At 65.8% G+C, this 25,951-nt stretch carries 28 protein-coding genes; 5 read left to right on the top strand and 23 right to left on the bottom strand.

The features are described from left to right. Positions 1-1,260: a Y-family DNA polymerase gene (locus EDF69_RS18255; protein ID WP_007406368.1), complete on the bottom strand. Its 1,260-nt coding sequence runs from the start codon at positions 1,258-1,260 to the stop codon at positions 1-3. A gap of 5 nt (positions 1,261-1,265) precedes the next feature. Beyond that, positions 1,266-1,679 carry a LexA family protein gene (locus EDF69_RS18250; RefSeq protein ID WP_007406310.1) on the bottom strand — a complete coding sequence of 138 codons (414 nt, stop codon included), beginning with the start codon at positions 1,677-1,679 and terminating at the stop codon, positions 1,266-1,268. 116 nt (positions 1,680-1,795) lie between these two features. Between EDF69_RS18250 and EDF69_RS18245 the strand changes: the two genes are divergently transcribed. The 4 genes from EDF69_RS18245 to EDF69_RS18230 all read left to right on the top strand — a co-directional run bounded on the left by EDF69_RS18245 (position 1,796) and on the right by EDF69_RS18230 (position 6,221). Further along, the gene (locus EDF69_RS18245; protein ID WP_007406364.1) at positions 1,796-2,245 is read left to right on the top strand and encodes a hypothetical protein; all 450 of its coding nucleotides are present in this window, start codon (positions 1,796-1,798) and stop codon (positions 2,243-2,245) included. A 227-nt stretch (positions 2,246-2,472) separates the two neighbouring features. Beyond that, a complete protein-coding gene (locus EDF69_RS18240) occupies positions 2,473-3,903 on the top strand; it encodes an ISNCY family transposase (RefSeq protein ID WP_132884332.1) in 1,431 nt (476 codons plus the stop codon). A 159-nt stretch (positions 3,904-4,062) separates the two neighbouring features. After that, positions 4,063-5,838, top strand: a complete 1,776-nt coding sequence (locus tag EDF69_RS18235; protein ID WP_010409230.1) for a sensor histidine kinase — start codon at positions 4,063-4,065, stop codon at positions 5,836-5,838. Positions 5,839-5,840: 2 nt separating this feature from the next. Beyond that, the gene (locus tag EDF69_RS18230) at positions 5,841-6,221 is read left to right on the top strand and encodes a response regulator (protein WP_010409231.1); all 381 of its coding nucleotides are present in this window, start codon (positions 5,841-5,843) and stop codon (positions 6,219-6,221) included. Positions 6,222-6,737: 516 nt separating this feature from the next. Here the strand turns inward: EDF69_RS18230 and EDF69_RS18225 are convergent. Genes EDF69_RS18225 through EDF69_RS18205 form a run of 5 tightly spaced genes read right to left on the bottom strand, consistent with a single transcriptional unit; the run spans position 6,738 to position 8,490 of the window. After that, complete coding sequence (locus tag EDF69_RS18225) at positions 6,738-6,932, bottom strand: hypothetical protein (RefSeq protein WP_010409232.1); 195 nt, start codon at positions 6,930-6,932, stop codon at positions 6,738-6,740. Continuing rightward, the gene (locus EDF69_RS18220) at positions 6,907-7,059 is read right to left on the bottom strand and encodes a hypothetical protein (RefSeq protein ID WP_007406311.1); all 153 of its coding nucleotides are present in this window, start codon (positions 7,057-7,059) and stop codon (positions 6,907-6,909) included. The genes EDF69_RS18225 and EDF69_RS18220 overlap by 26 nt, the downstream gene beginning before the upstream one ends. 47 nt (positions 7,060-7,106) lie before the next feature. Then, a complete protein-coding gene (locus tag EDF69_RS18215; protein WP_010409234.1) occupies positions 7,107-7,388 on the bottom strand; it encodes an HU family DNA-binding protein in 282 nt (93 codons plus the stop codon). A gap of 44 nt (positions 7,389-7,432) precedes the next feature. Continuing rightward, positions 7,433-8,098, bottom strand: a complete 666-nt coding sequence (locus tag EDF69_RS18210) for an SOS response-associated peptidase (RefSeq protein WP_269747821.1) — start codon at positions 8,096-8,098, stop codon at positions 7,433-7,435. Positions 8,099-8,124: 26 nt separating this feature from the next. Continuing rightward, positions 8,125-8,490, bottom strand: a complete 366-nt coding sequence (locus EDF69_RS18205; RefSeq protein ID WP_241231411.1) for a hypothetical protein — start codon at positions 8,488-8,490, stop codon at positions 8,125-8,127. A 107-nt stretch (positions 8,491-8,597) separates the two neighbouring features. On the opposite strand from EDF69_RS18205, the gene EDF69_RS18200 reads away from it, so the two are divergent. Continuing rightward, a complete protein-coding gene (locus tag EDF69_RS18200; protein ID WP_029623254.1) occupies positions 8,598-8,852 on the top strand; it encodes a hypothetical protein in 255 nt (84 codons plus the stop codon). Here the strand turns inward: EDF69_RS18200 and EDF69_RS18195 are convergent. The 16 genes from EDF69_RS18195 to EDF69_RS18120 are packed head-to-tail and all read right to left on the bottom strand — an operon-like array spanning position 8,833 to position 25,941. Then, a complete protein-coding gene (locus EDF69_RS18195) occupies positions 8,833-12,090 on the bottom strand; it encodes a conjugal transfer protein TraG N-terminal domain-containing protein (RefSeq protein WP_010409239.1) in 3,258 nt (1,085 codons plus the stop codon). The two genes, EDF69_RS18200 and EDF69_RS18195, sit on opposite strands and share 20 nt — an antisense overlap. Before the next feature lie 24 nt (positions 12,091-12,114). Continuing rightward, positions 12,115-13,557 (bottom strand): conjugal transfer protein TraH, encoded by a 1,443-nt coding sequence (locus tag EDF69_RS18190; protein WP_132884331.1) that lies wholly within the window; start codon positions 13,555-13,557, stop codon positions 12,115-12,117. Continuing rightward, positions 13,557-14,465: a conjugal transfer protein TraF gene (traF, locus tag EDF69_RS18185; protein ID WP_010409241.1), complete on the bottom strand. Its 909-nt coding sequence runs from the start codon at positions 14,463-14,465 to the stop codon at positions 13,557-13,559. The genes EDF69_RS18190 and traF overlap by 1 nt, the downstream gene beginning before the upstream one ends. Position 14,466: 1 nt before the next feature. Beyond that, positions 14,467-14,874, bottom strand: a complete 408-nt coding sequence (locus EDF69_RS18180) for a hypothetical protein (RefSeq protein ID WP_007406345.1) — start codon at positions 14,872-14,874, stop codon at positions 14,467-14,469. Beyond that, entirely contained in the window at positions 14,871-17,006 is a 2,136-nt protein-coding gene (locus EDF69_RS18175) for a conjugal transfer protein TraN (RefSeq protein ID WP_010409243.1), read from the bottom strand. The genes EDF69_RS18180 and EDF69_RS18175 overlap by 4 nt, the downstream gene beginning before the upstream one ends. A 3-nt stretch (positions 17,007-17,009) precedes the next feature. Beyond that, positions 17,010-17,753, bottom strand: a complete 744-nt coding sequence (trbC, locus tag EDF69_RS18170; protein WP_010409245.1) for a type-F conjugative transfer system pilin assembly protein TrbC — start codon at positions 17,751-17,753, stop codon at positions 17,010-17,012. Positions 17,754-17,762: 9 nt separating this feature from the next. After that, on the bottom strand, positions 17,763-18,776 hold the full coding sequence (traU, locus tag EDF69_RS18165) for a conjugal transfer pilus assembly protein TraU (protein WP_010409247.1): 1,014 nt from the start codon (positions 18,774-18,776) through the stop codon (positions 17,763-17,765). Next, positions 18,773-19,219 carry a hypothetical protein gene (locus tag EDF69_RS18160; RefSeq protein WP_007406338.1) on the bottom strand — a complete coding sequence of 149 codons (447 nt, stop codon included), beginning with the start codon at positions 19,217-19,219 and terminating at the stop codon, positions 18,773-18,775. The genes traU and EDF69_RS18160 overlap by 4 nt, the downstream gene beginning before the upstream one ends. Beyond that, positions 19,216-19,503 carry a hypothetical protein gene (locus tag EDF69_RS18155; protein WP_007406328.1) on the bottom strand — a complete coding sequence of 96 codons (288 nt, stop codon included), beginning with the start codon at positions 19,501-19,503 and terminating at the stop codon, positions 19,216-19,218. Before EDF69_RS18155 ends, EDF69_RS18160 begins: the two co-directional genes overlap by 4 nt. Beyond that, positions 19,500-20,159, bottom strand: coding sequence for a type-F conjugative transfer system protein TraW (gene traW / locus EDF69_RS18150; RefSeq protein ID WP_024310619.1), 660 nt, complete (start codon positions 20,157-20,159; stop codon positions 19,500-19,502). The genes EDF69_RS18155 and traW overlap by 4 nt, the downstream gene beginning before the upstream one ends. Further along, positions 20,156-20,749 carry a S26 family signal peptidase gene (locus EDF69_RS18145; protein ID WP_024310620.1) on the bottom strand — a complete coding sequence of 198 codons (594 nt, stop codon included), beginning with the start codon at positions 20,747-20,749 and terminating at the stop codon, positions 20,156-20,158. Before EDF69_RS18145 ends, traW begins: the two co-directional genes overlap by 4 nt. After that, positions 20,733-21,413: a TrbI F-type domain-containing protein gene (locus EDF69_RS18140; protein WP_024310621.1), complete on the bottom strand. Its 681-nt coding sequence runs from the start codon at positions 21,411-21,413 to the stop codon at positions 20,733-20,735. The genes EDF69_RS18145 and EDF69_RS18140 overlap by 17 nt, the downstream gene beginning before the upstream one ends. Then, on the bottom strand, positions 21,406-21,780 hold the full coding sequence (locus tag EDF69_RS18135; RefSeq protein WP_024310622.1) for a hypothetical protein: 375 nt from the start codon (positions 21,778-21,780) through the stop codon (positions 21,406-21,408). Before EDF69_RS18135 ends, EDF69_RS18140 begins: the two co-directional genes overlap by 8 nt. Next, positions 21,777-24,341, bottom strand: coding sequence for a type IV secretion system protein TraC (gene traC, locus EDF69_RS18130; RefSeq protein ID WP_132884330.1), 2,565 nt, complete (start codon positions 24,339-24,341; stop codon positions 21,777-21,779). Before traC ends, EDF69_RS18135 begins: the two co-directional genes overlap by 4 nt. Positions 24,342-24,346: 5 nt before the next feature. Next, a complete protein-coding gene (locus EDF69_RS18125; protein WP_010409254.1) occupies positions 24,347-25,132 on the bottom strand; it encodes a conjugation transfer protein in 786 nt (261 codons plus the stop codon). Continuing rightward, positions 25,129-25,941, bottom strand: coding sequence for a DsbC family protein (locus tag EDF69_RS18120; RefSeq protein WP_132884329.1), 813 nt, complete (start codon positions 25,939-25,941; stop codon positions 25,129-25,131). Before EDF69_RS18120 ends, EDF69_RS18125 begins: the two co-directional genes overlap by 4 nt. Positions 25,942-25,951: the final 10 nt, after the last annotated feature.

Raw genomic sequence — 25,951 nt, 5'->3', positions numbered from 1 at the left:
TCACCGCGCGATCGGCACCTGATCGATCCGCGTGGTCCAGGACGGGCTCTTGAAAGCACGCTTGGTGTCGTAGCTCTTCTGGCCAAAGCCCTCGGAGGCAAGCCGCATCGTGTTGCGGCCGAACCGCCCGTTGAGCCCGTCGATCGCGGCGAGCAGGGCAGGGGATCGCGGATCGGGCACCGCGAACAGGTCGGCCTGGTGCGCGGTCATCGGCTCCAGCCCCTCGAGCATGACGCCGCACTTGGTGTAGACGCCGCCAGTTTCGTACATGACATCCGCCATGCGGCCCGCCATACCGCCGATCACGCGCGGATCATTGGTCGCCGGCGACAGCCGCGCTATGCGCGAGGCGGACGGCGCGTTGGGCTTGAACCGGCTTCCGTGGGCAAAGGCGATCAGGCGGGTGGCAGCGAGATCCTGCGCGCGGATCTTCTCGGCCGCGCGGACCGCGCGGCGCACCATCGCCTCGCGCAGCGCCGCGACCTCGCGCACCGGCTCACCGAAGCAGCGGGTCACCGCGGTCGCCTTGGACGGGGGCGGCTCCGGCTCGAAATCGGTGCATTCGACGCCGTTCAGCTCGCGCACGAGCCGCTCCAGCACCACCGTCCCCACGTCGCGCGCGACCTCCGGGGGGAGGGCGGCAAGATCGGCCGTCGTCCTGACGCCGAGCGGTCGCAGCCGCTCGGTCATCGCTCGCGCGATGCCCCAGACCTCCTCGACCGGCCATTGCGCGAACAGGCGCCGCCGCAGCTCGATGTCGTGCAGGTCGACCACGCCCTTCCAGACCTTCTCCGACGCCTTGGCGAGGGCGTTGGCAACCTTGCTCAGCGTCCGGGTCGGGCCAAGCCCGATGCGGATCGGCAGGCCCGTCGCACGCTTGACGGCCGCGATCACGCGGTGCGCGGCCGCCACGTCGCCCAGGCCGTTCGGGAGCACCGGCAGGCGAAAGAACGATTCGTCGATCGAGTACACCTCGACCGTGCAACTGTGCTCGGCGAGGACCTGATTGAAGCGACGATTCATGTCGGCATACAATTCGTAGGAACTGCTGCGGTATTGGATGCCATGCTCGCGGACGATATCACGAATCTTGAACATCGGCGCACCCATCTTGATGTGCAGCGCCTTGGCCTCCTCGGAGCGCGCGATGGCGCAGCCGTCCCCGTTACTCAGCACGATGAGCGGTTTATCGCGCAGCGACGGGTCGAATACCCTCTCCGACGAGCAATAGAAGTTGGAGACGTCAGCGATCGCCCACATGGCGGTCAGCCCTGCAGGTTGCGCACGGAGGCGCGGACGACGCCCCACACTTCGACACTCTCATCCGCGATCACCGCGTCGTAGCGCATCCGCGCGTTGCGGGCCTCGAGGACCGGCTTGCCGTCGCGCCAGACCAACTGGCGGATCACGAAGCCCCCGTCGACCACGGCGATGACGATGCGGCCGCTAACCGGCGTGGCGTCGCGATCGACCACCACCACGTCGTCATCATAGATTCCAGCGTCGATCATGGACTGTCCGCTGACCCGGAACACGAAGCTGGCGGCGCGGTCGAGGCGCAGCAGCGCCACGAGATCGATCGCGGTTTCCTCCCAGTCCTGGGCAGGCGAGGGGAAGCCAGCGCCGGCCGCGCTCACCACCCTCAGGCGAAACGCTGGCGGCAGATCGGCGATCGGCATCGGTTGGGACAGGGGAATCACACACGCGGACATGCGCGCATGATATGCTGGATAAGAACATGAAGGGAACGAGATTTTCCTTTTGTTCTCATTTCGCATGACTCATAGAGTCATGGATGCCGATCCGCCCCGAAAACCGCTGGCTGTACCCGATCGACTGGCCGCTGCTGTCGGACCAGATCCGGTTCGTGCGGGCAGGAGGGCGCTGCGAACGCTGCCGGCGACCGCATCTTCGGCACGTCGCGCATCTGGGCGATGGGCGCTGGTGGGATAGCGAAGCGCGATGCTGGCGATCGGGAGAGGGGCGACGGGTGAAGGTCGGCGACCTCTTCGCGCTCGACGTCGTGCGGATCACCTATGTCGTGCTGGCCTGCGCGCATCTGGATCATGATCCTGGCAATAGCGCGCCGCGCAATCTCGCCGCGCTATGCCAGCGATGTCACATGCTCCACGATGCCGAGGAGCATCGCTGGCAACGCTGGTGGAATGCGTTTCGGCTGCGCGCGCTGCAGGATCTTTACGAAGATCCGCGACACGCTCGCGCGCGAGAACGACGGCGCGGCTAACTCGCGACTGACTGGCAAGCCTTAGCTGCGAAAAAGCCACGTCAGTCTCTGCAAGAACGATGCCGGAAATCTGCTAAGCCATTGATTTAACATAAGAACTATTATCGAACAAAACAGGTGTAGGTGCTAAGTAGAAATGACACTCCTCCGCTAGATAGAAAAGGCACAACGAGTGCCAGCGGGTCGCCGGTGTCATGGCCATCCTCGGCAGCGAGGATGTGCAAGCGATGACGGTGCTGACAATGAGTGCTGCCGAGGTGAGCCGGTTCGACACGCTGATGCGGCTGGACCGTGGCGAAATCCGGATCCCGGACGCGATGGAGCTGCTGGGCCTCCAGCGGCGGCAAATCTACCGGCTGCTCGATCGCCTTCGACAGGAAGGCGCTGCGGGCCTCGTGTCGCGCAAGCGCGGGCGGCCAAGCAATCGGCGCTACAGCGATGCCTTTCGCGCCGAGGTGGTCGCGCTGGTGCGAGAAAACTATGCCGACTTCGGGCCGACGCTCGCGCGCGAATATCTCGCCGAACGCCACGGCCTCGGCCTGTCGTGCGAGACGCTGCGGCAGATCATGATGGAAGCCGGCCTTTGGAAAGACCGCGCCGCCAGGCGCCCTCGCCCGTACCAACCCCGCTATCGGCGCGAGTGTCGCGGCGAGCTGGTCCAGGTCGACGGCTCGAAGCATTGGTGGTTCGAGGACCGCGGCCCGCAATGCACGCTCCTGGTATTCATCGACGACGCCACGAGCGAACTGATGCACCTCGAGATGGTCGAGAGCGAAAGCACCTTCTCCTACATGCGCGCGACGCGGACGTACCTCGAACGGCACGGTAAGCCGGTCGCCTTCTATACGGACAAGCACAGCGCGTTCCGCAACAACACGGCCTCGGCGAACGGCGACGGCATGACCCATCTTGGACGCGCGCTGGAACGGCTGAATATCGACCTGATCTGCGCGAACTCGCCGCAGGCGAAGGGCCGCGTGGAGCGCGCCAATGCCACGTTGCAGGATCGACTCGTCAAGGCGATGCGGCTTCACCGCATCGACACCATCGACCAAGCCAACGCCTTCCTCCCCTCCTACATGGCGCAGCACAACCAACGGTTCGCCAAGGCGCCCTTCGACCCGCGCGATCTACACCGACCGCTGGCCATCCACGAGAACCTCGAAGCCGAGATGGTCTGGCGCGAGCAGCGCACCGTCACCGGTGCCCTCACCCTCCACTACAATAAGGCGATGTTCATCCTGGAGCCGACCCCGGTCACACAGGGTCTCGCCCGCAAGAAGGTGGATGTGTGCGAGTATCCTGATGGCCGGCTCGAGATCCAGCATGAGCGCGAGGTGCTCCCCTATCGGGTCTTCGACAAGATGCGCCGGGTGAACCAGGCGCCGGTGGTCGACAACAAGCATCTCGACGCTGCCTTGGCGCTCGCCCACGCCATCCAGCAGGTGCAGCCGCACCACGCGAAGCGCAACAACAACGAGCCCGCCCGTACCGCTCAGCCCGGCGGGATGTTCAAGGCCCCCTCGCCCGTCCCCCCTGGGCCAAAGTTGGATCGCCGCAAACTGGGCAATCAGCGCCTGAAGCGAGGCCCTCGCCTTTCCGATGATGAGCTCGTTGCCCGCGGCTTGGGCGAATATGTCCGCCGGCAGACGGGATGACCGGATGGCGTGCCCGCCAGCGTCTCGAAAACGATCGTTGATCGGGAAAAGCAGCCCCACACCCTACCGGCTTGCGGGACCTCTCGCCCTCAGCTCGCACCATGCTATCAGCGTGTGGGGGCGGGCGGGGGCGCTCATGTCCCTATTTGAGCTTTGGACATGCCGAACACCAAGACCTTGCCCTTTGTCGATCGCCTGCTGTCGTGGTCGTTCCGCCATCCGATCTCCACCCCAGCCCGCTACGCCGCCGCGACGGTCCTGATCGTCGTCGTCGGACTATTCCGTGCGCTTGTCATCAGCTCGATCGTCCCCTGGCTGCTGTTCATCCCGGTCGTGCTGGCGATCGGCCTCGTGCTGGGTAGGGGATCGGGGGTCTATGCCGGCGTCCTTGCCGGGGTCGTCGCCGGCCTATCGATCGGGAACGCGCGCGAGCCCCTGTGGCTGACGGACGCCCAATGGATCGGCAGCATCCTGTTCGTGCTGGTAGCGGCCGGGATCGCCGTCTTCGCAGCCGAACTGCGCGCCGCGTTCGCGCGCGCGCGCCGGCTCACCGTGGAGAAGGATGATGCGTTGGCTCGGTTCGCCGAACGCGAAGCCTTCCTCTCGGGCGTGCTTTCCAGCTCCACCGACTGCATCAAGATTCTCGATCTCGATGCCCGTCTCACCTTCATGTCGGAAGGCGGGCAGAAGGTGATGGAGGTGAGCGACTTCAACGCCATCGCCGGGTGCCCCTGGCCCGACTTCTGGCGGGACAAGGGCAATGACGAAGCGCGAGCGGCCATTGCCGCCGCCAAGGCCGGGCAAAGCCGCAGCTTCATCGGTCAAGCCGCGACCATGCGGGGCACGGTCAAATGGTGGCATGTCGCGGTCAGCCCGATCCCCGGCGCGGACGGTCGGCCCGCACGCATCCTGTCCGTCTCGCGCGATATCAGCGACCTTCGCGCCAGCGAGGAGGAGCGCGACCGTTTCGTGCGCTTGGTGGAGAACAGCAACGACTTCGTGGGGATGGTGCGGACGGACGGGACCGTCTTCTACATCAACGACGCCGCCCGGCGGATGGTGGGCCTGGAGGGGGGGGCGGATGCCGGCTCGCTGTCCATCGCGGACTTCCTGATGCCGGAGGAGGCTGCGAAGGTCGCGAACGAGGTGCTGCCGGCCGTCGCGCGCGATGGTCATTGGGCGGGCGAGATCGACTTCCGCCATTTCGGCACGGGCGAGCCGATCCCCGCGCTCTACTCGGTGTTCCCCATCACCGACGCGGACGGCGCGCTGATTGGCTACGGCACGGTGACGCGAGACTTCCGGGAGCGGAAGCGCGTCGAGAACGACATGCAGCTCATGAACGGCGAGCTGGCACATCGCCTCAAGAACGTCCTGGCCGTCATCCAGTCCGTCGCCCAGCAGACGCTCCGCAACGCGCCGGATACCGAGACGGCCAGCCATGACCTGTCCGCCCGCCTCGCGGCGCTCGGCGCGGCAACGGACGTGCTGACGGGCAAGTCATGGCGGTCAGCCGATCTTTGCGAACTGACGAAGCGCGCGCTCGCGCCCCATGGCCTGATCGGCCGGCGCATCCTGATCAACGGACCCTCGGTGACGCTCAAACCGGAGGTGACGATGGCCTTCGCGCTCGCGCTTCACGAACTGGCGACGAACGCGAGCAAATATGGCGCGCTGTCCAACGACAACGGGACGGTCGCGTTGACCTGGACCGTCGAAGGCGATGATGCCGACGCCCGCTTCGCGTTGCGCTGGGAGGAGCGGGGAGGGCCAGAAGTATCGTTACCGAAACGGAAGGGTTTCGGGTCCACCCTCATCGAGCGGTCGCTTCGATCATATTTCCGGGGGCAGGCCGCAACCGACTACCGGCCGGAAGGTTTGGTTTTTCAGTTGGAAGCGCGGCTCGGAGACGCCGCAATCGTGACCGGGAAGTAAGCGTGGGCCAGAGTACGCCGATCGGCACCAAGACGATCCTGATCGTGGAGGACGAAGCCCTGATCCGCTTCGATCTGGTGGACTTCTTCGAGGCCGCCGGGTGGCGGGTGTTCGAGGCCGAGAACGCCGACGACGCGATCCGCATCCTCGACCACCACAAGGAGGTCCGCGCCGTCCTGACCGACGTGCAGATGCCGGGCTCGATGGATGGCGTGAAGCTCGCCCACTACGTCCGCGAGCGGTTTCCGCCGACGGTGTTGTTCGTGGTGTCGGGCAATCTCCATATCCCGGACAGCGAGCTACCGCCTCAGACCACCTTCCTCCCCAAGCCGTTCGATGCTCACCGGCTGCTGCGCCAGTTGGAAGCCGCTCAACCAAGATAGGCCGGTCCCGCGCCTGCTTTGGCGGAGGCTCAGCGGTTCCCACGCATAGAGTGCGAAGCGCGTCGCGCTTCGGTGCTGGCATAGCTGAGGGCTACCACGCCCCCGCTTGGTGGTCATCTCCTTTCCCTCAAACGAACGGCGATCGAGATCCTGGGTCGCAAACCGGCTACGCCTTGCGGGTCCGGGGCTGATTTTCCCGAAATATGTTCCCGATTGCCTTTTCCCGAAATGCGGCGTCGGAGACGGAGTTTCGGGAAAGCTCGAGCGCTCGAAAACTGGCGTGACCGAGCCCGCTGCTGGCGCAGCGGGTCCGGGGGCAGGAGCCGCAAGTTCATCGCATCAGCGGGGGCAGCGCTGCGCTGTTTGGATGGCTCCACGCTGCCCCCGCTGCTACCAGACGGTGTCATGTCTACTTGGCGAAGAACGTGTCTTCTCTAACTGACAGGAACAACAGGAACGTGGCTTGTGCCGGCTTGGCAACAGCGGCTTAACCAGCGGCCGAACTCTTAACTTGGCTCAATAGTCGAGGTTGCGTTTTTCCATCTGTGCGGCCGCGAGGTCCGCGACCGGACCAGCGCCTTCGGCCAGCTCGTAGATCGCTATCACAGCCCTGTCGTCGAGACGCTCGACCATTGCCTGGACCGCTGACCAGTTAGCCACGTCGAGCGCGACCGTCGTGCTTTCGTTACCGGACACGGCGATCGGCCGCATCAGCCATCTTCGACCAGCGATCGGCCGAATGCAGCATACGGTCCCTAGCATGGGGCAGAACGAGCTGCTGGGCCTCGGCAAGGTCGGCCGCTGCCCTCGCGCGGTAGTCGGCTGCGGTATCGGCCATGAAGTCCCCTCAGTTTAGGCCAGCGTTCTAAAACCCTGGCCCGTTTATCACTTGCCGTTCATCCGATCGCGGACCGCCTTCGCCGGCGCGAACGTCAGCTTGCGTGACGCCGCGATCGTGATCGCCTCGCCCGTCGACGGGTTGCGCCCCTGGCGCTCTGGGGTGTCCTTCAGCTTGAACTTGCCGAACCCGTTGAGGCTGACTTCCTCGCCGGTCGCGACAGCCGCGGTGATGTTCGCAAGGATCGCATCGATGACCTTCCTGGCGTCCGCCTTTGCGAGGCCATGGGTATTGGAGAGCTGTTCGGCCAGATCGGATGTCGTCGTCATGAACACGTCCCGGTGGTGAATGATTGGACCGGCCTTAGCCCGGTTCACGTCGCGCCGCCATCGGGAGTTGCCTCCTGCGCGCTCATCTCGCCCTCATAGGGGCGGACGAGCTTCAGGGCGTCTTCATAGCTGCCGTCGAGCCATGCCGTGAAATCGCGAGGGTGAAGGATCGCCGGCATTGCCTTGGGATGCCAGGGATCGACGGTGGCGTTGGGAGAGGTGGTGCAGAAGGCATAGGCATCGCCGCGCTCGGTCGGCCGCCACAGACCGGCGAAGAAGGCGATGGGCTGGTCGGGCAGCGAAAACCACATCTGGCGGGGTTTGCCATCGTCGCCCGTCCCGCCGTCGGGATGCGGCTCGGCGAAGTGCGTGAACGGGACCAGGCAGCGCCGATCGGGATTCGCGATCGACGGCTTCCACATCGACGATGCGAGATTCCGCGCATTGGTGACGAACTTGTCCAGCTTGACCGCCGGGTCGCGCTTGCTCGCTACCTTGGTCGGGAAGCCCCATTCCATCGCGACCGGTTCGAGCGGACGGTTACCCTCCCCTGCCCGCCTGACGACCAGTCCGTAGCGCGCTGTCTTCTTGCCCGTCGGGAAGATCTCGCGCGGCACCGGGTAGGTCTCGTCCTCGGGATAAGGCGGCTCGAATCCGACCGCCCGCATCACCGCGGCCTGTTTGGCGCTCAGGCGATATCGGTTGCAGATCGATCGGCTCCTTCATCGTGCCCAGGTTAGAAGAACTCCCGGCCACCACGATACTCGCGCCAGGCATTATCCCATTTCGTGCCGACGTCGCCACTCACCGGCCGCGCGCCGACGTCGAATCCGGCCATCACGTCGTCGATATGCGGTGCCGGCGCCGGCGTGTTGAACGGCGCGATCCCGCGCGCCTTCAGGTGCCAGACATAGGCGCACTCGTGATCGGTGACCGGCGCGGCCTTCCCCCACGCCACGTCCTGGAACTGGCGCTGCGCCGCGCTCCTCGGCCGGCGCTCGCGCAGACGCAGCGCATCGTAGAACAGCAGATGCTCGCGCAGCAGCGCCTCGTAGCGTTCGATCGTGCGCGGGTTTTCGCCGTCCTGCTCCACCGTGCCCACTCCGTCAGTACGGGTGAAAATCCTCGCCAAACTCAATCCGATATGCTAGGCTTTGCAAGCCTAATTCTGACCAGCACGGTCAGCCACGGATTGAGGAAGGAGCGGCCATGTTGAACCACGAACCTGGCCAGATGGACTGGGATCGGTTCCCAATCGGTGGCTCGTCTTCAAACGGATATATCAATCCTAGCAACATGTACGATCAAATGACGCATGTAGGCCGGGAGGCATTGGCTGAAGCCACTAGACACGATGAATTTGAGCCACCCGAAGTGAGCGACAACTCACATGCAAAGCTTTTCTTTGTGTTTATTGCAATAGTAATGGCTTTCGCCTTCATCTTCACTCCCGGCCATTCCTAAGCTGGAACCGCCTCGGATCGACCGGAGCGCCATCCTTCCATAATTCATAATGAAGGTGCGAACCGGTCGATTTCCCGGTGCTGCCAACACGCCCGATCACCGCCCCAGCTTCGACCGTGCTGCCGACCTGGAAGCCAGACCGATCCTGCATGTGGAAGTATTTGCTCTGCGACCCGTCGCCGTGCTGCAGGACCACATAATTGCCGGCCCCGTTGGCCTGGAAGTCGTTTCGGATGACCTGGCCCGATGCAGGTGCGCGGATCTCCGTCCCTGCTGGCGCGGCAATATCCACCCCTCGGTGATGCCGTCCGGGCTCGCCAGTGACCGGGTCGATCCGACCACCCATTCCCGAACTCAGCCGCCCCGAAATCGGCAGCATCGCACGTTCACCGCGCGGGACTTCGTAAACATGGCTGGTGCCAGCTCCGATCCCGAGATTGTCACGGACCCAGTTGCGCGCGCCCTCAACACCGGGAAGTGTCGTCGTGATCCACGCATCATTGCGCTCTTGGACATGGTCACCTAGCTGACCCGCCGTCCCTCTCGCCTCGTCGACACCGTTGCCGACCTCGAATGCACCACGGGTGATGCGCGCTGACGCATTCGGGATCGCGTCTGCGACATTGCCGGCCAAGTCGAGATCGCGCGAACTTTCGCGGATCGACACGTCCGGTCCTTGTGCCCTGACACCGGCTGCGCGCTGGTTGCCCCATTGGTTTACCGCACCCGGGGTCGCCGATGCGGGGCCATGCAACTGCCCCGACAGACGCTCAGGCACGCTTACACCCAGTTCGTCGCGGACCGATGCGACGCGGCGCTCCATGAATTCGCCAAGCAGGATATCGCGCACCTGTTCCTGTTGCGGCGTGCGCGGCATGACCATGCCTGGCGTCCACCCGAACTGCGACAGCGTGTCGTCGCCGAGAAGCCGCTCCTGGGCATACACGACAAACTCCTGGCTCTCGTTCCGATTGAGCGACCAGCCCCGCGCCGAGGCCTCCCTGACATCGTTGCTGACCCGCTGGAACGTCTCTTCGGCTCGAGTTGCTTCCAACGACGCCGACCGCGATTCCCCGACGCTGACGCCCAGCTTCTGCGACAGCGACCGAACCTCGCTATCTCCGCTCGTGCTAGATTCACGCATGAATTCGTCGCGTGCTGCCCGGGCCTGCGTCGAGTTAGTTTCCTTTGTAATGTAGTCTTGTAATTCCCCGTAGGCGTTATCGGCCGACAGCGTCCTGTTCGTATTTTCGGTCGCGATCGATGCGATTTTACCGCTGAGGCCAGCCCTTCCGGTGACGCCCCACAACTTCTTAAGAACTTCTATGCCGGCGTTCGCGTCGCCTGTGGTCTGCGAAGCACGGGCGACTTGCTGTGCATCGGACTCACTAAGACCAAAGCGATTGCTCAGTCCGGTGGAAAGGCTCCGAGATGCCTCCGTCATTCTGGTGATGCTGTTATTGAACCCCGACCCCGTCTCGGTCGAACTACCACGCCGATGCTCAGCGGCCGTCAACAGATCCGTCGCCGTCGTCGCCGTAGCGTTCCAGGATTGCGATGCCGCGCTGCGGAGCGACTGGGTGTGCGTCTGCCCGTCCGAGAGCGCCCGGCTCATGCTGCTGTCGAACCCGGCGGTCCGCGTCGGCGTGAATGCGAGGTTCGAGATGCCCTGGCGGGTATCGAACGCGTTGGTCCCGTCCGCGAAGCCGTACGTCACGCCACCGTCGGCGTTGGTGAACGTGCCGACCGAATAGCCCGAATTGAACTTGGGCTGATCGTCGAACTTGTTCGCCTGGGTCATGCCCGACGTGAGGTTCTGGAACGAGGTGTTGCCATACGAATAGTTGCCGGTGGTGCGCTCGGTCGCCGCCTGCTCGGCCGCGCTGTGCGCCGGCTGCAGCATCGAGGTCGCATGCCCCGCGATCGCCATCGCGCCGCGCGCCATTCCGCCCGCGATGAACGGCACGCTCATCATCAGGAAGCCGGCGAGAGTCGAGATCGATTCATTGACGCTCGCCATGCCGTCCGAGACCAGCAGCGTCGGCCCGATCGGCGCCGCCGCGTGATAAAGGCTCGCCGCCCTGCTCATCACGAACATGTGCAGGATGACGTAGAGCGGCCCCCAGGAGGCGAGATAGAAGAACCCGGTCGCATATCCCTTGAGCGTCTGCAGGCCGGTCCTGGGAAACAGGAACAGCGGGAAGAGCACCGGGAACATTGCGTAGAACACGACCGTCAGGACGATGCCGAGGAGCGGCACCCAGGTCATCGCCTGCGTCGCGATCGAGGTGTAGGTGTTCTTGGCCTGAGCGTCCGCGCGCTGCGACGCATAGGCGTCCCACCCGGCGTCGGAGAAGCTCTCGCGCGCGGCCAGGAACGCGTCGATCATCGAAATCTGCTTGAGGTACGAATAGGCATCGGTCGAGGTGCCGTGCATCTGGGCGGCGACCACCGGCAGGTCATCGCGGATGCGCTGGGCCGCGATCGTGTCGGCGATGCCGGGATAGGCGTTCCTGGCGAACGGGATCAGATCCTTGTCGTACGCCGTCTGCCACTGACCATCCATCCGCGAATAGGCTTCGTTGCACGGGATGATCGAATTTTCGGTGGTGCCGGGGCCTGTCGAGGTGATCCACCGCTGGCTGCGCGCCGGCGACCCCGGCCCGATCGATTCCCACAGATTGCCGGTCTTGGTGAGATCGTCCATCGCCTTGAAGCCGAGCAGCACGTCATAGAAGGTGCATTGCTTGAGATGCTCGTCGAGGTTCGCGCGGAAGACGCTGTCGGTGATCTGGAACGTGCGCGCCTTGTCCATCAGCCGCGCACCGTAGATCATGCCGTTGTTGGTCAGCGCGAGCGCGTTGGGCATGACGAACACGGTCTCGGCCGAGCGCGTCATCCAGTCGCCGACCTGGCTGGTGAAGGAGGCCATCACTCCCAGACCCAGCGGCACATTGTCCACCACCGCCGGCGCGAGCGCGGGGTTGATCCGGTCGGTCACCTTCACCGTGACGGTCGGGACCATCAGCATCATGTAGATGAGCGTCGACTGCAGGAACCAGTTGAACCACGCCCGCCAGTCGAGCGAGAAGGCGACGACGAACAGCGAGTAGATGAAGCCCATCACCATCACAACCTGGAGCATCGAGCGATAGCCCCCGCCCCCGGTCCATGCCGCGACCGCGTTGAAGACGTTGACGATATATTCGCCCCCGCCGATCGTGAAGACTTCGAGCATCGCCGTCGCTCCCTTGCCGCCGCGTTACCGCAAGCCCTGAGCGCTGAGCCCGCGTCCGAACCGGAGCGATGCCGACAGCTGCGGGCTCATCGTGTTCTTGAGGGTGGATTCCATGAACTGGGTGTATTGGATCACCCGGTAGGTATTGGAGATCTGCCCGGCCATCTTCTCGCTGCGCCGCGACAGCTCGGTCTTCACGCTGTCGACCTGGGCGCGCCACGCCTTGAATTCGTCGGTCGAGACGAACTTCGCGCCCGCCTGCGCCTGCGAGATCGTGTCCAGCATCCGGTCGAGCATCGACATCAGCATGTCGATCGCGACCATCTCGGCGAGCGTCGCGCGATCGCCGCCCGACAGGCCCATGTGCGCCGCCTCGTTGACGACAAGGATCTTGTAGAGCGGGATCGAGGTCATTCCGAGCAGGGCGATCTCATCGCCCGACAGCGCGGCATTTGACCGGATCTTGCCCGACATGCTGTCCATCGCCTTGAGGACGCGCGTACGCAGCGCCTCGTTGGTCGAGATGCTCAGCTTGGTAGGCGTGGGCTTCAGACACCCCTTGTCGTCAGTGGTGTCGCACTGCCACACGTCAGTCGGCGCCGAGGCGGTGCCGTCGAGCAGCGCCTGATAGGTGTCCCAGCTGGCCGGCGCGATGAACTGGAACGCGCCCATGCTGTCCTTGGCCTTGGTCGCATCGTAGATGATCGTACCGACCATCGTCATGAGGAACTCGGCATATTCGCGGGACGGCTTGGTCGCGCTCTTGGCGTTCAGCGCATACCAGGTGTAGTTCTTCGACTGGACCAGCTCGGCATCGTCACCGGCCTTGGCGATCGTCGACTCCCGCTCGCCCTTGTTGGTGCAGCCGTGACGCGCCGCGGCCGCGTCGGAGAAGAAGCCCTTCGCCCCGCCGACCTGCTGACAGATCGTCGAGGACGCCCCGTCCATCGCCGGCCACAGCGAGCCGATCGCCTGCTGCGCCGCCTCGCAAGAGGACATGTTGAACGCGTTCAGCTGCTGCACGCGCTGGCTCATGTCCTTCATCACCCCGCCGATCTGCGCGGAGATGCTGTCGATCGCGAGCTGGAACGCGAAGCCGATCGCGTTGTTGGCGGTCGCCTTCAGCATCGCCACGATCTCATCGGCGTTGATGAACGAGAACGACCCCGCGAACAGGTCGATGCCGCCACAGCCGCCACGCGCGCTGGGAAGCGCGACTCTGACCGGGTTGATCGACTTCTGCGGAAAGCGGCTCCACAGCGAACCACCCGAATAATAGCCCGCCGACTGACCCTGGAAAGCGGTCGGGCCGGTCACGTTCGCGGCCGCGCCCGACTTGTTGAAATAGCTGTTCATCTCGCCCTGGACGTCGGCCATCGCCGGCGTAGCGACGAGACCTCCAATCGCGAGGATCATGCTGGCCTGCGCGAGAACCGCGGCGCAGAAGCGGACGATCGAGCGGACCATCAGAAGTCACTCCCGGGCTTGACGCTGGTCAGTGTGAAGATGCGGTTCATCACTTCGTCGGCCGCCATCACGCCGTAGCCGATCGGCATGGGCTGCTTGGTGACAGTGTCGAACAGCACAAGCGCGGGCACCTGCTGGCCGCGCATGCCCATCGCCTTGTACTGGCCGGTGTCGACCGTATAGTTCGGGAAGGCGCGGGTCGGCCCGCCATCGAGCGAGATTGCCATGACGGTCAGGCCGAAGCGATCCGACACACTGCGCATGATCGGCCCGAAGGTTTCGCACGCAGCACAGGCCGACGAGTAGAAATAGAACACGCCGTACCGCTTCGAGATCTGCGACAGCACGCGCTCTCGATCCGCATTACGGCTATCGAGCCAGGTCCGCTTGCCCAGCTGGTTGACCGGGCGCTGGAGCGTGTAGTCGAGGTCCGGGTTCTGCCAGATCGTACGCTGCCACATGTCCGCGAAAGAGGAGGCACGATCAAGCTGCTCGCGCTGGAAAGCGATATAATGGCTGATGTTCTCGGGCGTCGGCTCGAGGATCGCCCGCGCCTTCAGTTCCTCCAGCTGCTTCGAGATCGCCGCAAGCTGCTCGGCCGAGGACCGCGCGGGCTGCGCCGATCGCTGCTCGGCGGGCTTGGCCTTCGGCTTGTCGCAATAGAACCAGGTGCCGAGCCGCCGCTCGCGGCAGTAGAAGTCGTCCCCGGTCTGCGCCGCGACGCGGTCGGCCGATCCCAGATCGTCCGCGCTGCCATAGCTGTCCTGACCGCCATCGCGGCCGTCGTCACCGGCATCGCGGGTGGAGGACACCGAATCCGGCAGCGGCGTCAGGTCCTGCGCCGTCGCCGGCGTCAGCACGGGCGACGCGACCGAGAGGATGAGAGCGAGGGTCAGGGCCTTGCGCATGTCAGTCGTCCTTCTGTTTCTGCTTTTCGCGATCTTCCTGTTCGCGGCGGGTGAGGTAGGATTTGAGCGTCCCGAGGAGCGACGGCTCCTGAAGCGACACGAGCTGCGCCATGTCGTCTGCGAGGATGCGGAACAGGTTGCCGTACACCCCGATGATGAGGTTGCGGGCGTGCCGGCGGGGATACAGCGTCTCGCCCCGGCGCAGGATGAGGTTGGCGCGGATCAGCCGCGCGATCGTCGGTTCGAGGTCGGCGACGCAGAGCTTCGTATCGAACCAGCTGTCGAGCGTCGGGATGAGGAACCCGGCCGGGTGCGGTCCGGCGCGCAGGAGCGCGATCAGCACCGCGAATTCCGCGACCGAGAGGTCGGGAAACGGACGATGGTCCGACAGTTGCGTCACGCCGGTCATTGGCTTTTCTTCGCCTCGTAATAGGCCTTGATCCGTTCCTGGATCTGGCGCGAGGTTTCGATCTCGTCGGGCAGCTTCGCGGCGTCGACGAACTCGGCATAGACCTCTGTGAAATCCATCACCGACAGGTCGAGGCGCGAGAATTCATCGAGCGTGAACCCCTTGCAGGTTTCCTTCTTGGCGCTGCCCCACGGCTTGTTGATCTGCGGGCGGCCCTGTTCCTGCAGGATGCGCGACAGCTTGCTCTCGAAGCAGCAATAGGCCGTCTTCTTGGAGGTGCAGATGCCCAGCACCTTGTCCGAGCAATATTCGCCCAACTTGTGGCACATCCCCATCCGGTCCTGCACGTCGAGCAGCTTCTCGTCGTTCGAGCACATGAACATCGTGAGGAACGGCGTCGCGAGCGCGGCGATCGCCACCGGCCCGCCCGCGATCGCGGCCGCGCCGGCAGCGGTCGTGATGAGGCCCGAGGCCTTGCCCGCGCAGCAGTTGACCAGTCCGAACACCGGCTTGTGGCAGGTCTGCCGCTTGCCCGAGAACAGGGTAAGCGTATCGGGATCGAACTCGGCATTGGCCTGGCCCAGCGCGTGCAGCCCGACCACGGCGTCCTTGAACTCGGTCGACGCCTCGCGCTCGACCGGTTCGCATTCGCCGTCGATGCAATAGACGTCATCACCGCAGATATATTGCTTGGGATCGGTCGAAGGCGGCGTCGGGACCGGGCATTTGTAGACCTTCGTCGTGACCTGGCACGGACCGGACTGCGGATCGTCGAGGCACTCGTCACGCAGGAAGGTGCATTTCCCGCCGTTCTCCAGATCGCTGCAATCGGACGCCTGGGTGATGCGCTGACAGGTGAACGGGCGCGACCACGCCCAGCACGATGCCGTGACCGACACACCGTCGATGATCCGCGTCTCAGGCCCCTCGGTGCAGACCTCCGGGCCGGTCGCGATGCAGGCGGTGTCGGACACCAGCGCCGGACAGCTTCCCTCATTGCGCGTCAGCGTGACCTCGCGCGTGCCCTCCTTCCTGAGGTACACCGTGCCGGTCGCGTAATTCTGGTGCGCCGGGATCTCGGCCTGGGGGATTTCGGCCGAGCAGGAGTAAAGCTGCGCCGTGGTATTCATCGACGACTGCTTCTTGCACCACTTGCGATAGGCCTCGACGTTGCCGCCGCCCGCCCCCAGTTCGATCTGCGCATCGCAGATATGCGGCGTGCCCGCCTCGACCCGGCACAGACCGGCGCCGACCTTGGCCTGCATCACGCTGTTGCGCGCGAACCCGCCGCCTTCGTTCTGGTCGCGCACGCCATAATAGAAGTACCTGAGCGTATCGACGATTACCGGGTCCATCCTGCCGGTGCAGGTCGCCGGGGTTTCCTCGAGCTTCGCGCCCTTGTTGCAGGTCGCCTCGTAATAATCGGTGGTGCCATTGGGAGGCAGCGGCTTGCAGCTACCGTCGGCGCCGCCCACCGACTGACCGGCGAGATAGCTGTTCGGGTCCTTCTCGACGTCCTGCGCGCGCGTGAGATCGCCGGCAGGCACGGTCACGACCTTGCGGCCCGGATCGGTGACGAGCTGCCACGCCTCGTTCGCGCCAGCGGCAGACCCGCCCGCCGCGATCAGCGCGTCGGGATCGTCGGCATAGGCTTCGCCGGGCTGGGTGCCGCTGCTGAAGCCCGGGATGGTCGAGGGCAGATCGGTCGAGGAGATGATGCCGCCCGAAGCCTGGCGTGCCGGGGTCGCCAGTGCCTTCGCCGCGGCGCGTGCCGCCGCCATGTCCCCTTTGGGATAGGTGTAGGTCGAACTGCTCGACTGCGCGCTCGGCTCGGCCGCGACCGCATTACTCGCTGCCGCAGGCTGAACCGTGCGGGCCATGCTGGCGGTGGTCCGCGCGGGAGCCGCGCTCGGCTCGGCGACGCTGGTCACCGTCGTCTTTGCGACCGGCGCGGATGAGGGTGTGGGGGTCGGGGTGGGTTTGGGGGTCGTGTCGCTGAAGTAGGTGTAATCGCCCAGGCCGTAGAAATCGCCGACGCCCTGCTGGCCCTGCTGGGTCGACTGGACCTGGGCGAGCGCCTGCGCTGCCAGGACCGGCGCCAGAAGACCGATCAGGATACGGCCCCCCCGCATGGTTCAGGGATTCCGGCCGAGGTTGGCGAGCGCGGTCCGTGCGACCAGCGCGCCAGGGCCATTCTCGCCCGCGAACGTCTCCAGCGCGTAGCGCACCGTGACGTTGCCCTCGATGCGATCGAACGGAGGCGGCGTCGTCTTGCAGGTGAGGCCGTCGCACGGCGTGAAGTCGCTCGACGAGACCACCATCGTCGGAACCGCGGTCACATCGAACGCGCGGAACAGGCGCGGGTCGATCCCGATCGAGGCGAACTGCTGGTCCTTCTCGACCACCTTGGAGAGCGCGGCGATGAACGCCTTCCCCGAATTGCCGGGGAAGCCCCGGAACACCACGACGCCGCCAGCGGCCGAGGTATCGGCAATGATCCGCTTCAGCGCCTGTTCGGGCATCGAGGTGGACACGAACACCATGAACTGCGGCGCGGTGCCCTGGTTCTCCTTGAGGTTGGCCGAGGCGGCCTGGATCATCTCGTCGAAGTCGATCGCGCCCGCCGGTCCCCTGGGCAGGCTCGCCTTGTCGATCGTGCGCATCTGCTCCAGCGCGACCGCCTGCACGGTCTGCGCATCCTTGCGGAACGCGTCGCCGCGCCGCTCGACCTCGTTCACGAGCGCGGTCGCGTCCTGTTCGGACTTCGCCGATCGCGCGCGGATCGCGTCGAGGTCGAGCCCCTCGACGGTCTGCGCGAGAACCGCGCAGCCGGTGCCGACCGAGGCGATAGCGAGCGCGGAAAGGAGGAACTTCTTCATGTCAGGTCCTCACAGCATGCAGCAGTTGCGCTTGCGCCAGAGCAGGTAGCCGAAGTCCTCGCCCTTGACGGGGAAGGCCCGGCCCGCGTCGGGCGGGAGCGTCGTCGCGCCGATCGGCGAGCAGGCATATTTGCCGCTCACCGTGGGCGTCGGATTGGTCATCTGGATGCGGTATTGCGACTTCTTCAGGATCGGCATGACGTACTTGTTGCAGAGCGCCTTCGATCCAGCGGTGCCCCAGGCCAGCCCTTGCCGGTGCATCTTGAACAGGAGTCGCTCGGCCGCGAGACGCGACGACTGGACCGGCGAATTGTGCGCCGCGATGTTGCCGTTCATCGGAAACATCGAGCCGTTGCAGCCTGAGCACCAGAACATCGGGTCGATCGGCAGCTTCGCGCTCGCCGCGACGCAGTCAGCCGCGCAGGCGGCGACCGCGATCGGATTGTTGAACAAGGCGACCTCGGGATTGATGAGCGTGGTCAGCACGTCATCGTTCCAGAGCGGATCGATCTCGGTCATGTAGGCTACGTCGAACGAGGCCTGCTCGAAGCACAGGAAGTCGGTCAGGATCTCCATCCAGTAGAGCAAGGGATAGACGTAGTAATGCGCCTGCCAGTTCGCGCTGGCCTGGGTCGAACCGCCCTTGATGAGCGGGCCGGTATACTGCCCCTGCCCGATATCGAGCCCCGGATTGAGGCGAAGCCCGCCCAGGTTCGGGAAGCACCACGGCTTGGTGGTCACATCGACGAGCCGCGCCGGCTCCCAGAAGCCGATCGAGATGCCGATGCGCGGGATCGGTGAACCGCACGCACAGACCGGCAGGCTCGGGTTCTTGGTGTCGGGTCGGCTTCCCGGCCAGATATGCGCGCCGCCCACCGACAGCGGGAACAGGCAAGACCAGCAGACGTCGGTGATCGGGTTGACGAACTTGCCGGTGCAGTTGGCCGGGAGCGCGCTCGCCGGCGCCGGCAGCAGCGCGAACGCGGCGATCATGCCGAGCAGGGTGAGCAGGCGGCGGATCATGCGCCGGGCTCCTCGGAGAAAGCGATGACCAGGGGCACCATCCGGGCGCGGTCGCGTCCATCGAAGCTTATCGACTGATCGGCCAGCGCGCGCACCAGCGCACGGCGTTTGCCAACCGATATCGTCCGCCCGCTTTCGGCAAGGACGACATCGATTTCGTTTCCGATCGACGCGGCGGTCACCGGATCGGCACGGCCCCCGAGAAGCCTTCGTACGAGGGACTCGATCTCGCAATGCACGCGGGACAGGAACAGCAGCGCAGGGACGCTCGAGAGCAACGCCACGGTCGCGATCGATACGACCATCGACAAGGCGACGACGGGAAAGAACATCCAGGCCGGGAACAGCGCGAATATGGCGAGAACATATGTCCACCCGAAGCCGACTGCCGCGACACACAGAAGCGCGTAGCGCGCGATCAGGCTGATGCGCTCAGTCGTCATGCCCTGCCCTCCCCGTCCGGCTGCGCCGCGAGGCTTGCGTCAAGGAAAGCGTTATCGGCCCGGTTCTTGGCGATCACATACACCGGCACCAGCACGACCAGCGCCAGCACCAGTCCGGCAAGCGCGCCCCCTGCCCCGGCGCCGAGCACCGCGCGCAGCGGCTGCAACGCGCAGATGGCGATCGCCAGCCCGATCGCCGACCACAGGATCGCGAGCCGCATCGCCTTGAGGGCCGGCGTCTCGGGCGCGGCCATCGGCGTCCTGAGAATATCGAGCCACATCATGCGCCCGCTCCCGACATCTCGATCTCGCTGATCTTGAGCACCTGGCCCGCCGGTTCGACCACGGCGGGGACGCGCGCGATCCCGAAATGGCTGGTGAGCTTGCCCTGCTGGTCGAAGAAGAAGCGGCGCTTCTTCTCGCCCATGCGGTTGAACGGCGAGCCGGCGACGAAGATGATCTTGGCATTCTGCGCGGTCCACCGCTTCAGCGCCCAGTCGACCTGCGCATCGTCGCGGCCGTCGATAAACACGAGGTCGGTCTTCATCGCGACGAACGACAGCGGATTGACCCGCTGCCCGGCGCGCGCGACGAGCCGGCCCTTCTGGTCCTGGATGTCCTGATCGAGCACGATCGTCGGGTCGAACGTCCAGCTGCGGCTCTCGCGCACCGCGCCGATGCCGGCGACGGGGATCGGGTTGCGGACACGTTCCTCGGTTTTTTCACGCAGCGCCGTCTGCATGCGCTCGATGCCGCCATTGGCCTGCAGCGTCTTCAGCCGGGTATCGATCGTCGCCAGCAGATCCGGCTCGGCGATCGCCCAGGTCTGGCCCATCACGCCGTGATCCTTTGCGAGCGCGCCCTGCACGATCGGCCAGGACGACGAGGCGACCAGCGCCACGCCCAGGGTTCCGCCGAAAAGGCCCGCGCGCCGGATCACAGGATCGGCGTCCCGGTGCCGATGATCTGCTTCGCGCAGGCAAAGCCGATCTCGCCGTAGCGGCTGTCGAACCCGTCGGGGTGTGCGGTGCCGACATAATAGCAGCCCTCGGGAACGCGCCCGACCGGTCCCGGCGTCAGCACCTCGCCGAAGCGCGAGCGCGGCTTCATGTGCGCGACGCGGACGCCGTCGACATAGACCCATTTCCCGCGATGCTCGACCAGCGCCCCGGCCTCGCCGATCACGCGCTTGCCGAACGGTCCCGAATCCGGTCCGAAGTGGCGGCGCACCAGCTCGCCCTCGGGCGGCGCGAAGAACACATAGTCGCCCTTGGCGGGCACGCGGCCGCGCTGGATGAAGAACGCCCAGTTGGGGAGGCTCTCGCTCGCGTTTATCATGAAGGCGTGCGTCTCGCGCCACGCGGCGATCGAGTTGTAGCCGCCCCACACGATCCCGAGCAGCGCGACCGCGCTCCACTGGCGGACCCGCTTGACGATCAGCGCCTTGCGGGCCGCGCGGTCCCCGGCGACGTCAACCGCCGTGGGAGCCGCATGACCGACCCGCGCCAGCGCCTCAGTTGCCGCTGCCATCGACCCCTCCCGGCGCGGACTGGGTGACCGTCGCCTCGACCGGCGAGACCGGCGCAGGCCCGAACGGCGAAGCGGTCGGGACCGCCGCCCCTGGCGCGGCCGGCGCGACGTTCCCGGAGGCTTGGGGAAGCATCGCACCGACCGCGGGACCGGCCGGGGTGTTCGGCGCGGCCGCGGGGAGCGGCACGCGCGCGAAGACCGCGCGGCGGATCTGGTCGGTGATATCGGGGACGTTCTTCGAGAGGACCGCCTCGCCGACGAGGACGGTGGTGCCGCTCGCGCCGACCTTCTTCATCTCGTCGTCGAGCGCGGACATGAAGGCCTGGGTCTGCGCGGCCACCTGTTGGGGCTGGCCGTTACTGTGGCTCTGCGCCTGGACATATTCCGAGACGATGCCTTCGAGCCGGACGCTCGCCATCGGCACGGTCGCGGGCGGGGCAAGGAGATGCTTGGTCACCCACGCCCCCCAGAGCAGTACCGCGACCGCCAGCGCGACCGCGACATAGGCGATGACGGGCAGGCCCTGCGGCTTGCGGCGATCCACCTTGTCCGCGACCGGACGGCGCGGTGCCGCACCGGCAGCGTCATCACGGGGTGCCGGGGCCGGAGCGGACGGTTGCACCGCCGCGGACGCGACCTCGGGACGATCGAGAACATCAACCATGACGGGGGCCTTTCGTGGAAGTGATGATCGCGCCGAGCAGGCGCACGCGGGTCACGGCGACGATGCCGAACGCGACCAGCCACACGACGAACAGCTGGTCGCCGAACGCCGCGCGGCGTGCCTGGTCGGCCGCGACGAAGCGCGTGCCGAGGTTGGCGACCTGCGAGAAGAAGCCGAGCGCGGTGAAGTCGCCTAGCATCAGGAAGAACAGGATCGCGACGCCGAAGGTCGCGAGCAGCGTCATCGCCATCCAGCCCGACACCCGCAACAGGATGTAGCAGGCGTCGCCGATCGCGCGCGTGCCCGTGCGTTTCCAGTCGGTCGCGGTCGGCGTACGCCAGTCGCGCTCGTGCGTGAAGGCGTTCATTCCGCCGCCTCCACCCAGGGCTCGCCCGGAGGATTGTCGCGATATTCCTCGGGGAAGGCGACGCGTTCGATCGCCTCGTCCATCGAACAGCCGAGGTCGATCAGATGCTCGATATCGGCGAAGGTCTGCGGGCTGGAGGAATAGAGCGTCGCCGAATATTTATCGAGGACGAGCCGCCCGACCGCCATCGATTCCGGCCCCTTGATGAGGATGTCGGAATATTCCGCGCCGTTGCGCTTCAGCGAACGCAGCAGGCTTTCGGTGTAGGGGTCCATGTCGAAGCGGCCGTGCTTCTGGAAGTCCGAGATCGTGTCGGGCTTCTGCATCAGGATGACCGACCAGTCGGAGTTCTCCAGCGCCGCGAGGCTCCCTTCCGACTTGTAATAGTCGTTGAGGCTCTGCGTCGCGGTGATGAGCGAGGCGCCATATTTGCGGCAGGTTCGGCTGTAGGTCTCGACGAAATCGGCCATCGACCCACCGCGCAGCATCTGCCACGCCTCGTCGATCAGCAGCGCCTTGGGGATCTGGCGGTCCATCCGGCGCATCGTCTGCGACGACATGAACATGATCGCGGTCAGCACGACCGAGCGCAGTTCCTCGCGGCTCGACAGGTCCGAGAGTTCGAACACCGTTAGCGCGTTCGACATGTCCACCGACGCCTCACCGGTGAAGAAGCTGCCGTAGGTGCCCTTTCCCGAGAACGGGAACATCGCGATCGCGAGATCCGTCCCCTGCACAGAGCCGTCGGAGCCGAGCGCCTCGATCACGTCGTCGACGCACCCTCCCCTGCCCTTGGCCTCCCACACCTGGTTGACCGCACGATCGATCAGACCGCGCTCGGTGTCGTTGAGCTTGTCGATGTGACGGCCCATCTGCCCGATGATCGACTTGAGCATCGCCAGCGCGTCGACGAGATAATCCTCGTCCTGCGCCACCAGCGTCTCGTCGATCATCGAGAACGGATTGAGGCTGAACCCGTCGCGCAGGCGAAACTCGACGAAGTTGCCGCCCAGGCTCTTGGCCATATGCTCGAACGAGCGGCCGTCATCGATCACGATGATCTTGGCGCCCACGCCGGCGAACGCCGCGCACAGCTCTTGCAGCGCGACCGACTTGCCCGAGCCGGACTTGCCGAACACCGCGACATTGTGGTTGCCGGCCTTGTTCTCGAACGGCGACCAGAAGAAGGGCTGGCCGCGCCGCCCGATGAACATCAGGTGCGGCAGATGCCCGCCGAGATACTCGCCCTGGATCGGCAGCATATTCGCCGCGGTCGAGGTCAGCATCGTGCGCAGCCGCTTCATGCGCTTCAGGTCGCTGTCGAGCCCGTTGCCGAGCGTCATCGGCAGACACGACATGAACGCCATGATCTGGAGGAACCGCTCGTCGAGCAGGTCCCACCCGGCCGCCTTGTACATCGACTTGACGGTGCGCTCGTTAGCGTCCCCCTGCCCCTTCGGGCTGATGATGCCTACCGCATAATAGGCCTGCACCAGCTTCTTGCCGAGACGCAGCTCCTGGGTGACATGCTCCCATTCGCGGCTCTGGTCCTTCAGCTGCGGGAGCAGCCGCGCCGACTTCGAGTCCGCCAGGCTCGACGTACGCATGAACTTGTAACCGGCCTTAGACGAGGCGGCCTGTTCGTCCTGGTAGCACAGGCATAGCGACGTGAGAGTCGGGCACCCCGGGCGCAGCTTGTCGGAGAACATGTCGCCGATCAGCTTCTGCACGTCCCACGGCGCCCAGCGGTTCGGCAGGTTCCTGACCGAGAAGAAGCGATAGTCGAACGTGTCGGGCCGGATCTCCTGATACTGCGTCTCGCCCGACAGGTTCGTCACCGCGCGCAGCGGCTCGGCCGATACCAGCAGGCGGTCGGCCTGGACGACGGTCTGGACGTCGCGCCGCACGCATTGGTCGGCGATCGGATCGAGTTCTGAATATTCCGAGACGTGGTCGGAGACGTCGAACGCCGGCGCGGTGATGTCGTCGATCAGCGCGATCAGATCGACCGGCTTCAGCCGGGTTGCCGGCATGTCGATCGACTGCAGCGTCGAGACGATGCTGTCGCGGACGCCGGTCAGCTCCTCCGGTGTCGCCTTCCCGCTACGGATCGAGACCGACAGGAAGATGCGATGGTTGCGGACGTGGAACGGTCCGTCCTTCGACATCGATACCCATGCGCCGTGACGCAGGAACGCCGACCGCCGCTCGGCGATCTTGCGATGGATGCCGCCCGCCTTGTAGCGCGGCAGCGCATATTGCGCGATCAGCGCGCCCACACGCGGGCTCTGGAATGCGAGCAGCTGGACCCGCGCGCTGGGCGGGACGCTCTCGGACAGCATCTGCGCGATGATCTCCCCGGTGCGCTCGTCCGCACCCATGAGCGGCGCGAGTTCCAGCGCGAACGCGATGCTGTCGGTCTGGTAGAACAGGTCGTGCCGCGCGTCGTAGCTGCGATACGGCAGCCACTGCGACAGCATCGGCGCGCCATGCGAGGGTGTTCCCTGGTCGGGTGCGCGCGTATCGCCGAGCAGGCGGGCTATGAAGCCGGTCTTCGCCATGACGATCAGTCCTCCACGCGCGGCGAGAAGGTCGCTGGGCGGTTACCCGGCGTGCTCGACGCGAGTTCGGGCGAAGCCGGCTTCTGCGTCGCGGCGATCGGCACACCCTTGCCAGCAGCCGCGTCGCGCGCCCTGGCCCGCGCGGCCGCGACCGCTGCCGCACTTGGTGCGCCGACCGCGCTCGCCGCACCTGCGGCCGCTGCCGGGGCGGCGACCTGCGCGACCTCGGCGGGCACCGGGGGAAGCGCGGCGATCGGCGCGCCGAGCTGCGAGAGGATCTCGGGGCTGACGTTGAGCGTCTGCGTCGCGGCAAGCGCCGAACCGTGGCCGTCGGTCGCCGCCAGCCACTGGCCGTTGTCGACCACCGCCTGCACGACCGCGGTCTCGTGGAAGCGCCCAGCCGCGTCGACATGCGAGGGGAACACGATCCGCAACACCTTCTGCGGCCCGACCCCCGCCGCCTGCGCCGGCACCGGCGTCGAGGCATAGGCGATCCGCTGCGTTCCCCCGCTGTTGCGCGCGGGTGCCTGGTACGGGCCTGCCGGATGATAGCCGCTGTCGCCGGTGATCTCGGCCAGCGCCTTGTCATCGATGACGGTCGCCGGCGAGCAGCTGCCGCCCTCGGGCGCGCCGCACGCGAACTTGCCCGAGATGTTGGTCCCCAGCGTGGTGCAGCTGGCGAGCAGTCCCAGGCTCGCGGTCGTCGCCAGCGCCGCAATACGCTTCGCGCGGGCGTGCGGGCGATAGTCGGAAACCGGGCAGGCCGGCAGGCGGATCACGGATCGGGTCACGACTTGGCTCCCTTCAACCATTCGACGAGCTGGGCCTTGGGCCTGAAACCCTCGATCACCGCCCCGTCGGAGCGGACGATGACGGGCGTCCCGTTGATGCCGTGCGCCTTGGCGAACGCCTCGTTCTCATCGAGACCGCTGGTGTCGCACTTCGGGCCTGCCGGGACCGGGTTCTGCGCATAGGCCGCGCGGACCGCCGCATGACGATCGCGGGCGCACAGCACCTGCTCGGCGATCTCGCGGCTTCCCAGCACCGAGATCGGGCGCTCGATGACGCGCACGTTCATCGTCTCGAGCGCCTGACTGAGCGCGCGGCAGTAGCCGCAGTGGAAATCGGAGAAGACGGTGACCGTCTGCGTGCCCGAACCCCACACGATCGCACCCTTGCTCGACAGCCGCGTCACATCGAGCGTGCGGGCGACGGCGGGCTGGGTCGTGACTCGCGCACCCGCCCGCGCCGCGCCGGCCTCGGGCGCATCGGGCGTGGCATTGGCCTTCGCCGCGCCGCCCACCAGCATATCGGGATTGAGCGCGAGCAGCTTGGCGGCGGTCAGATCCTGCCGCGTCTCCATGTCATAGACGCGGCCGATGACGAGATAGCGCGCCGACTTGTCGACGTAGAACAAGTTCGCACCCGCCACGACCTCGCACAGCCCGTCGACCTTGGAGCAGTCGATCGCATCGACCTTGGTCTTGGGAAGCCGCTTCTGCAGCGCGACCTGGACCTGCGCGCCGATCGGCGCTTCGGCCGAGCCGGTCAGCAGCATCGCCGCCCCCGCCATCGCGCCGATCATGATAGTATTTGCCATGTGACCGCCT

The sequence above is a fragment of the Sphingomonas sp. JUb134 genome (assembly GCF_004341505.2).
Classification (GTDB): Bacteria; Pseudomonadota; Alphaproteobacteria; order Sphingomonadales; family Sphingomonadaceae; genus Sphingomonas.
The sequence above is the reverse complement of the archived record's forward strand: the minus strand, read 5'-3'. Positions and strand labels throughout refer to the sequence as shown.